The organism is Aliivibrio sp. A6, from assembly GCF_028765505.1.
GTDB classification, from domain to species: Bacteria; Pseudomonadota; Gammaproteobacteria; order Enterobacterales; family Vibrionaceae; genus Aliivibrio; species Aliivibrio finisterrensis_A.
Map to the genome: position 1 here is coordinate 1 of NZ_JARACR010000057.1, position 9,637 is coordinate 9,637.

5 protein-coding genes and 1 pseudogene are annotated in these 9,637 nt (G+C 37.4%); all 6 read right to left on the reverse strand.

What is annotated here, in order from left to right:
- On the reverse strand, nucleotides 1-4,209 hold a 4,209-nt coding region (locus tag PVK70_RS18200; protein WP_274441700.1), incomplete at its 3' end, for an OmpA family protein.
- Complete coding sequence (locus PVK70_RS18205) at nucleotides 4,209-5,300, reverse strand: WD40 repeat domain-containing protein (RefSeq protein ID WP_130049375.1); 1,092 nt, start codon at nucleotides 5,298-5,300, stop codon at nucleotides 4,209-4,211. The genes PVK70_RS18205 and PVK70_RS18200, both read right to left, overlap by 1 nt.
- A gap of 4 nt (nucleotides 5,301-5,304) precedes the next feature.
- Nucleotides 5,305-6,999, reverse strand: a complete 1,695-nt coding sequence (locus PVK70_RS18210) for a hypothetical protein (RefSeq protein ID WP_130049374.1) — start codon at nucleotides 6,997-6,999, stop codon at nucleotides 5,305-5,307.
- Nucleotides 7,000-7,258: 259 nt separating this feature from the next.
- Nucleotides 7,259-8,788 (reverse strand): Na+/H+ antiporter NhaC family protein, encoded by a 1,530-nt coding sequence (locus PVK70_RS18215; RefSeq protein ID WP_130049373.1) that lies wholly within the window; start codon nucleotides 8,786-8,788, stop codon nucleotides 7,259-7,261.
- A gap of 262 nt (nucleotides 8,789-9,050) precedes the next feature.
- On the reverse strand, nucleotides 9,051-9,290 hold the full coding sequence (locus PVK70_RS18220; RefSeq protein WP_242504826.1) for a hypothetical protein: 240 nt from the start codon (nucleotides 9,288-9,290) through the stop codon (nucleotides 9,051-9,053).
- A gap of 218 nt (nucleotides 9,291-9,508) precedes the next feature.
- A pseudogene (locus PVK70_RS18225) lies at nucleotides 9,509-9,637 on the reverse strand (gfo/Idh/MocA family oxidoreductase); the annotation flags it as partial.

The window sequence follows — 9,637 nt, forward strand, 5'->3', positions numbered from 1 at the left end:
AAAGTAACTTGGCCCTTTTCCCTTTGAGTTCGCTTTTATAAGCACTGAGTCTTGCTCTTCAATACTTAACTTTAACTGCATTGTGATCTTATCAAGATTGAAACCAATACTCTTGTAATCTTCACGGTTATCTTTATCTGCAAGCAAAGCCACATAAATCGATGTAGGTTGCTCTTTACTCCAATCAAACTGTTGAGAATTAATTAGCTTTTGTTTATCAAACCATTCAAATTTATTCCCTATGTTTAATGCAGCAAGCGATGTGATATTTCCTTCTATATAGGGCTTTTTACCGGCTCCTTTACTACTTTCATTCGCTTTAACAAAGCTTTCAACAAGTAAATCAGCCTCATTAATTACCGCACTTTGATTACCTAACCCATCAAAGAGATATAGCGGTTTAGTTGATGTATCAACACTTCCATAGGTATTGTTGTCATCAATGCCATAGTGAATATTGCTCATATCGTAAAGCACGCCACCAACGTCCAGTTTTTCTATCGACACTTTATGCTGATTCAGCTTAAAGAAATACGACAGAGCTTTGTATTTACCATCCTGTTTCCATGTATCAAAATTTTCATACCAATAACCAGAAAACAGAGGTTTAAGACCGGGGATTTCATACTCACCAAACCAATAGGTTGGTTCAAATTCAACAGCGGTTAACGTTTGTTTTTCATCTTTATCCGCTGCATAGTCATCGCCTAATTGCTGTCTGTAGTATGACGTCAATTCTTTATCTGCTGCCCCGCACACGGTTAAATCAGACACCTCTTTTGCTGATAATAAGACTTGATATTGAGGGCCATCAATATCAAGCCAGCCACGATCACAACCATAACTTAATGTTGCTTTAAAGAATTTCTTCGCATCTTCTGAAGCGTCTTTGGTTAATACTACTTGTAACTTAACACGAGTAAATGGCGTAATACGGTTTGTTTTATCTGGTTCTTTCCACTTTGAATAAGGCACCCATGATTTATCATCATCTCGATCGTTAAGTACCAATAAACGACTAAAACCAATATCGTCAGGTTTCACGTCTTGAACTGTATTGTCAAACAACTTAGCAAAATCAACAAAACCATTCTCTTTATCATCCATATACAAACTGGTTTGCACAGGGAACCCGGTATTAAACGTACCTTGAATTTTAGCTCGTTTAACTAAATGTTTCGTTGCTTCATCCAACGTTGCTTTCTTATTCTTACTGGCATATTCCACAAAGAAAGAACGTGCTTGTGATGCGCCAGTTTTATCATCTCTTACTCGGTTCAGCCAATTCTGAGCCATGGTATTGTAAGACGACAAAGGGGCTTCCCAATTATCATTAAGAATATAAGTTTCTATGTAGTCTTGAACTCGATCGCTTATGAGTTCTTTTTTATAATCACTATTTGAGCTACTCCCTAGCGATATTCTGGCAAGCAATTCAATTAAACCATTTAACGCCAAAGCTCGAAGTAAGAAGCGTTTTTGTAATTCTTCTGATGTTTTATTCGCCTTTAGAAACGCTTCTACCTCTTCTTTTTTTGTTAACTGCTGTTCAATTTTTACCTTAAACCCACGATACTGTTGCAATACTTCAATGTGAATTTTACCTAACTGGTTTAGCTCATTAACGTTCTTATATTTGGCTTTAAAATCCTTATAAGCCCCTTCTGTTAATATTGAATCTAAAAAGCTTAACCCACTGTCTGCAATAGTAGCACCCTCTTTAATTAACATAACCCCAGCCGCGACAGGGGCGATAGGGGTTAACATTGCCACCCCCATTAAAGAGTTGAATACTGCTGACATTTGCTCTTTTTGATTATTATCTAACCCAACATCAATCGCCTGTTTTGCTTGACGAACTTTCTCTAAGTCAATCATACCCGTTCGGCTAGGAGGTAAAGCTAATGAGTAGGTTGGAGGCAATAGGCTTATTTCAACACGTCTATCTTCCGCTAACGCTGAATCGTCCCCAGTTTCACTCATAGCAACTTTAGCGTTGCCTGCACTTATTGGTTGAGTGTTGCCATGTGACAAAGTAATAATACGCTCAGGTAATGTGTTATCTTCTTTCGCTTTATCTAAAATTGCCTGCTCAACTTGTTTCGCGCGATCCTCAGCAATCGTCTTATTCGCCTTATCACTGCCAATTCGCCCTGCGTGCCCATCGATTTGAATTCGATAATCTGGGTGTGTTTTTAGTAGTTCAGCAATTTTCTCACAAACTTTATCGATATCACTACGTAATGTCGTACCTGTATTTGGTAGCTCCGACGAATTAAATTTGAAGTTAATATGAATAATCGCACGAGAGCCTTGCGTAATAATACGCGCTATTTGCTCCTTACCGTCATTATTCAAAACCTTAGTGGCATCTGAAAGCTGCTTAGCCCAGTCCGCCTCGGCTTTTACCATCACAATTTTTTGCAAATAATCAGTGGTTGCACCATCAAAGTTTTCTTGTTCTTTAGTCGATTGTTTCTCTAATTCTCCTTGTTTATCTACTAGCTGATAAAAATCATACATACTGCCAATACTGTCTATAATAGGTAAGCCTTTAGCCAATTTTGTATAAGCACTTCCTTCAAACCAACTTGCCGCGAGATTTCGAGAGCTAACAGATGCCCCGTGTTCTTGAAGATGCTCTCTCATATCAATAAAGAAATCACGCATAACAGGCCTATTGGCATAAACATTTCGAACCACACTTCGAGCAACCTGAGACGGTGCTAATTCTTGCAGTGTTTCTGCTGTCTCGACCGCTGTTGTAAACGCATCACGCGCCTCTTTGACCGATTGCAACCCAAACAAGAAACTCGCCCCAGCAGTAAGCGGCTCTGGTAAAACACCCTCAACGGTTAATTTACCCCAAATATTTTTTGCCACACTGGTCGCAATTTGCTGGCTAGATAAATCACCAAATACACCAATGCCTTTTGTCGCAAAACCTTGAGTATATGATTGCGCTGTCTTTTGTACTGCAGATGCAACACCAAGCGTGGCAACACCAGTGCCTTTTAACGCAACGGGGTTTCCTTGCTGTGTCATAAAATCAGAATAGCTAGGTAATGCCGTTGGGTATTGATAAATTAAACACTCTTCAAGAGAGATTAAATCACCGCACACCATCGCCAACTTACCAAAACCGCTTATCGGTTTAAAAGTGACTTTTTCATGCAGTTCATAAGTATAGACATCTTGTACCGTTTCACTCTCTGGATGTTTTACTTTTGCTTCAAATTTTAATTGCCCTTGCTTTACTGAATCAGGAAAAATAGCGTCTATTCCTTCTTCTAATATTTCTTTTTGTTTATCTAAATATTCTTCAACCCAAAAACGCGTGCGAAGCAGAAAATAGCCATCATCAATTAATGTAGGATCAAAATTAAATACAACGCTAGGTGTTATTTTCTTATAATCTTCTGGGTTATTTGTTTTATCATCACTGGGATCAGGTTTCGTCACAAAACTCGTGGCCAAGACTTTTTCTGCTTCACCTGAACTGTCTTGTTTAGATTTCACTTGAATAAAGGAAACCTCTGCCCCCACATACAAATCACTGCTGAACACCACACCAACTGAGTGAAAAACAGGAGTAATAATACCTTGAATTTCTTCTACTCCACTCGCTATGATTTTATCATACCAAGCCTTGTAGTCATTCTCTTCATCTGTCAGTTTATCGGATTCTTTTTTATAAGGTTCAGCTAACTGTTCAACACTTATTTTACTGATAGTAAATTCAATCGGTTTTTTATTTTTTAATTTTAATTTATTCGAATAAATATCTTTTAGTGAATCGTTTAACGCTTTGACACTGGTGTGTGTTTCAGCCAGTTGTCCAATCACATTTAATGGCGGAAACATTAATGAATATGGTTTATCTAAATTTAATTCACTAACCGTTAATGGCGCTTTATGGCGTAAGAAGGTTTGCTTCCTTGCTACAGTTTCAGGTACGGCATCCTCATCAAAGTAACCCAGTTGACACAGTAAACCGTCTTTATCCGTACCCCATAGAGCAGATTTTTCAGTATCATAAACCAAAACAGGCGTAAAAGGGATTGGGCGAACATTGCGTAAATCAGCCTCAGTTACATCAGATGATTGATGCCAAGTTGCTTCAATTCTCTCGCCCTCTTCATCTAGATAACTTGTAAAGTAAGCCCCTAATAAATAAATTCCGTGATCATAGGTTTTTAAAGCTGACATTACTTGTCCTCCTTAAACCATAAACCATTGTTAGCTAAACCATTATATAAAATAGCGTCGCCAGATAGCGCCCCATAATAAAATGCACGCCATGACCACACACGATCTCCAACGCGATCAACAATTCTAACTTTAGCAAAACTATCTAATGCACTAAAATGAGCATCTTTCCCTAAAATTTGAGCTGGCGTATAGTCTGTGGTCATTTGCTTAACAGTTAATTCTTTAGTATCAAACATCCAAGCAAAACTTTGATTTGAACCCCATGCAAAACGTCCTGTTGGACTAATAGATTTAACTCTAAAAATTCTTTCTTTATCACTTAATGAGCGGTCTGAACTTAAAACAAATAAACGTTCATTTGTCTTTAAGTTATAACCCACAACTGCCGCATCAGTGACTTTGATAATTTTATCTTCAGTTAGAACAGCTTCAGTACGAACTTTCAAATCAGAATCACTAACCTCACCAGTCTCTGAATCCCAACGAGCATAACTGTTTCTAGCATCATCAAAATACAAATAACGACTGTCTTCCGACCAAAGCATATCAAGTGGCGAGGTAAATTTATGCATATTCGAAACCTTACCTGTTTTTAAATCATACACACCTTTCTGACCACCAGATCCCGCCCAAGCAACGTAACGATTATTTGGAGAACGCGCTAAATTACGAATGGATGCAAAACCAATGGTTGCATCCGTCACTAAACGTAAATCTGTTCCGTCGGTTTTCATGCTCCAAATTTTAAGCCCACTCTCATACTCATCTTTTGAGCTTGAATTCGCCCATGCAAATTGAAAGCGCGGTAAATCGTATGAGCTGGTATCATTAAGATCTTCTTTTGGCCACTCTTTGGCTTTTTCAATAAAGTAACGAGGAAAATCTTGATACATTACTTTTAAATCTTTTTTTGTCGTGAATTGAATGTCACCACTGCTTTCCATGGTGTAATAATTATTCTCACCCACATAGGTACGGTCTGGATGCTGTTCAGCCCTTAATTGAACAGCTTCTGCTGCAGCGCTTTCAGGGTCATTACACCCCATTAGAGTGATACTAAATAGTACAAGTAATAGTATTTTTTTCATTGTTCTAGCCTATTAATTCTGAAATTTTAATTTTTGTTTTCAAAACGGATAATTCGTATTCTATTGTCCCTAAATCAGCACTTGCGCCGCGAAGAATATCAACCTCTTCAACTTCTTTTGGCCAACCAGAAAAAGGGAGATTTAAGAAACCTTCATCGTCAGCTTTTGCTTGTCTGAAATAAACTTTCTGTGACCATTCTTGGTCTTCATTTCTTAACATCATGAAATCATCAGGTTGGTCTGTTGTGCTACAAATTCGGTAACGTAATGTAATTTGATTTTTTGGTGGCATCACCGTCATTGCTGCAATGTTGCTATCACTTTGCTTATTGATTAATTCTGCTCCAAAAACTGAATTATCAACTATGGGTAACTTGTAAATACTATCGCCTTCAAATGTTTGCTGCTTGCTATAAACAGACATTTCATCTGTGGATACCGCGACATTAATATAATCAGCCTCTAGTGCGTTGATGTCATTTTCATTCAATGATCTTTGGCTATAATAGACATAACAATCGGTTTGCTGTTGACCTAATATTTTATAAGGCAACCAAATATGAGGCATGGGATGACTTATTCGTTTCGTATTATTTGAGCCATCATCTTTTGTTGGGCTTTCGTGTGTCGCTAGACATATTTCATCGTGATCAAAATCTACAAATTTTAATGTGACCTCTTCTTCTCCTAAATCAAATACTCTTGCTTGTTCACATAGATCGAGTTCACCAGAAAAGACTTTTTTTCCTTTTTGATACAATTCAAATTTTTCAAAAGAGACATTAGATTCTGGCAGAAACTCCGATCCTGTAATATTTACATGGTAGGTTTTTGATTGGCTTCGATTATCACCTTGATGATAATATTCACAAAAATAACCATTTTTATTAATAGCGATTTCTCGCCATACTTTATTTTTCCAAATAATGTAAAAGAAACCAGTTTTATATAATGTGTGTTCTGTTTCTTGCCTCTTCATTGGCACCACAGGCACTAACACATTATCCCACTCTGCCATTTCTGTTTCTTTGGCTACAGGAAGTAATGATTCGCTCAGTAACAGATTTATCTCTTTGGCTGAGTTCATGCTTGGTAACGTCAAATACAGTGCTCGATTTCTATCATCTAAATTCGTAAATTCTACAAGACTCCTGTGTCCGTTTTTGTGGTCTTTTTTCGGCTTTACTGTCTTTTCATTGATGTTTTTTAATTTTGAAATCGAGATTGATGCGGCGTTATTAGGCCATTGCCCTGCAAATTCGATGACGATTTTATTGTCATTCTTTTTTTCAGAAATAGGAGTGATGGATGAGGTGTTTGAACTTGAACGAGGTAAGGTCGGTTTTACTTTTAAACGAGAACGAGTAACCGAAGGGTTAACCACTTTATCAATACGTTTTTTTAGACCGCTTCCTTGAACTAAATGCAGAGAATCGACACTTCGATGTTGGTTCATTAACGATAATGCTGCCCACTCTCCCTGCTCGACCAATTGACGAATACGACTGACGGTTTGAAATACCCCTTGTGAATCACTAATTGCAGAGTAACGCTGTAAATTAATAGGTAACGACGCTTTTAATGAAGTTAGATCAGTAAAACGATTAAGATGATTCAGTAATTCATTGGGAGTGAGTATATACGGCAAGTCTTTTTGGGTAAGTAGGCGACCGGGAATAAGTTTAAATTGGCAGAGCATCTGCATCTCCACATTCAGTGTATTGAAAGTATCTAAAAGTAAATTTGTCTGCTATATAAATATGAACGGATTGCTCAGTCAAACCCTATTATCCTTCACTCCTTGCTTCCTAGGTCGACATCTCTTGTTTCTGTAAATATCCAACCTCTTAATTACATTCTTAACTTTGTATGTGCTTCATCATGTACAGACGAAAAACAAAAAAACGGCCCAATTAAGGACCGTTTCGTTTTCTATAACCTTTTGATAAACGCCTAATCTAATTGGTCACCAACTTACTTTTATTAAACATATTCTCTGGAGTTAATTTAGCGAGAGTTACTACCAATGTAACCTGCGCGATTAACGCTAATATGAATATAAGTGGGTTATCAAAAATGCCTGCAATTAGGAAACTGACCAGTGCGATTCCACCATTTAATAATGCATAAGGGAGTTGTGTCTTAAAGTGTTCGAACTGATCACACCCTGCTCCTGTTGAAGACAAAATTGTTGTTTCAGAGATTGGTGAACAGTGATCGCCAAACAAACCTCCAGAAAGTACAGCACCAATACAAGCGAACAGTGGCGCATCAATTGCGATAGCTGTCGGAATAACCAAGTGCATCATAATTGCAAATGTTCCCCATGACGATCCCGTAGCAAATGAAATGATCGCAGCCAGTAAAAAAGATACCGCAGGCACTAACCAATATGGAAAGCCGTTTTGAGCTTGCTCTGCAATATAAGCTGCCGCACCTAACTCTTTACCTACAGAGCTCAAAGTCCATGCAAGGATAAGGATGATTGCAACTTGCATCATGTTACCCATCCCTTTCATGTAAACAGAAATACCATCTGATAGACTTCTTACTTTATTCATTGCCATTAAAATAATTAGTGTAAATGCGGCAAAGAAGTAAGCAGTAGATAAAGCAGAACGAAACACTGAACCAGATACTTTTTCAAATGGGAAACCTAAAGGTGCAAGCATAAATACCAAAACAGCGCCCATCACCAATAGCGGTACCCATACAAATGAGGCTTTTGCATTTTTATGCGTAAAAATCTCTTTTGAAATATCGGATGATGCATGAAGTTCCCCCTTACTTGCTATCGCTTCAACTTTTGCCATTGGACCAAAATCTAATTTCTTTAATGCGACAAGTGGAACAATCGCTATCGCTAAAATTGCGTAGAATTGATATGGAATAGCACCTAAAAACGCATCCCAATCCGTAATATCAGTGACATTTAATGCAGTAAATTCTTTCTGAATTAACCCCATGATATAGACACCCCAACCAATGAATGGAATTAAAATAGCCACAGGTGATGAAGTTGAATCAATAATGAAGGCCAGTTTTTGACGAGAGATTTTTAATTTATCGAAAAGAGGGCGAAAAACTGGACCAACAATTAATGGCGTACCTAAATCAGAGAAGAAAATGATAATCCCCCCTAGCCATGCGGAGGTTTGTGCTTGGAATTTACTTTTTACCCAAAGCGTTACTTTTTCTGCAAACGCCAGGCCACCACCCGACTTTTCCATTAGTGCAACAAATCCACCAATGAAAACCAGCAATACAATCACTCCGGCATTATAGCTATCTGTTAGTTGAGGTGAGATATAACTTTTAACCATGACACCAAATGTTTCAAACGGATCAAGCGTGGTAAACAAACCGTTTAGCATTGCTACTCCACTCAACACACCCGCAAAAAGACCAACGACCACATTACGTGTCGTTAACGAGATAATCAGCGTTATAACAATGGGGATGAGGGAGGTAATGTCTGACTGTTCCATAGTAACGTTCCTTTTTATACTGCAAAAGAAGTAAATATATATTCAATTAAAATGACTATATATTTAAAATTGTCGATTGTATATTTTTTTATTCACTTTTTATGAATTAAAAATCACGAATACCCTATAAATCTCATTTTGAAACACTATTGATATTGAACAGTCAAATTTTAATAACGAAACCATAAGTGGAATTTATAAATCCAACTGGTAATCTGTTAATTTTATAAATTAATATTAAAAAATACTTAATTAACACGCCCTAATAATGATGAGATTCTTTCATTGCTTTCTTTAGACACTCAGCGGCTTTTAGAAAAACGGGGCCTTTATCTGAGTTTTGGCTACTGATTAGCCCGCATCCCCATGAGATATCACCATCAAAAAATGCAACATCACATCGCTTTATTTGTTTGGACTTTACATACGGTTCCGCAAGGTGTGTAGGTAAAATACTCCAAGTAAACGGTGACTTTTCCAAACACGATACAAGAAAATCCATACGTGTTAAAACCTGATAATTAGCGCTGAATATCGCCACGTTAAAGAAATCCAACAGTCAGGAAAATTTGTTAACTTTAATATTTCAACGCCAAACTTAGCTGGAGATATTACGGAAAAAGCGATTCATTCAGCAAAATAGTTTTAGCTAATACCATGCATAAGAAAAAAGCCGAATGCATAATACATTCGGCTTTGTTACGACTATTAAAGTAAAAATTAACTATCAGCAGGAAAAACCACGCCTGTTTGTTTTCGGATTTCTGTGGTTACTTTTGATATAAGCAATGAACGCTCAACTGCTTGCATATCCATTTGATTTAATTCAACTTGCTCGGCAAATTTAAA

What these genes read in the sequence shown, in the direction of transcription:
- PVK70_RS18205 (WP_130049375.1), bottom strand. Translation starts at nt 5,300, where the DNA reads ATGAAAAAAATACTATTACTTGTACTATTTAGTATCACTCTAATGGGG.
- PVK70_RS18210 (WP_130049374.1), bottom strand. Translation starts at nt 6,999, where the DNA reads ATGCTCTGCCAATTTAAACTTATTCCCGGTCGCCTACTTACCCAAAAA.
- PVK70_RS18215 (WP_130049373.1), bottom strand. Translation starts at nt 8,788, where the DNA reads ATGGAACAGTCAGACATTACCTCCCTCATCCCCATTGTTATAACGCTG.
- PVK70_RS18220 (WP_242504826.1), bottom strand. Translation starts at nt 9,290, where the DNA reads ATGGATTTTCTTGTATCGTGTTTGGAAAAGTCACCGTTTACTTGGAGT.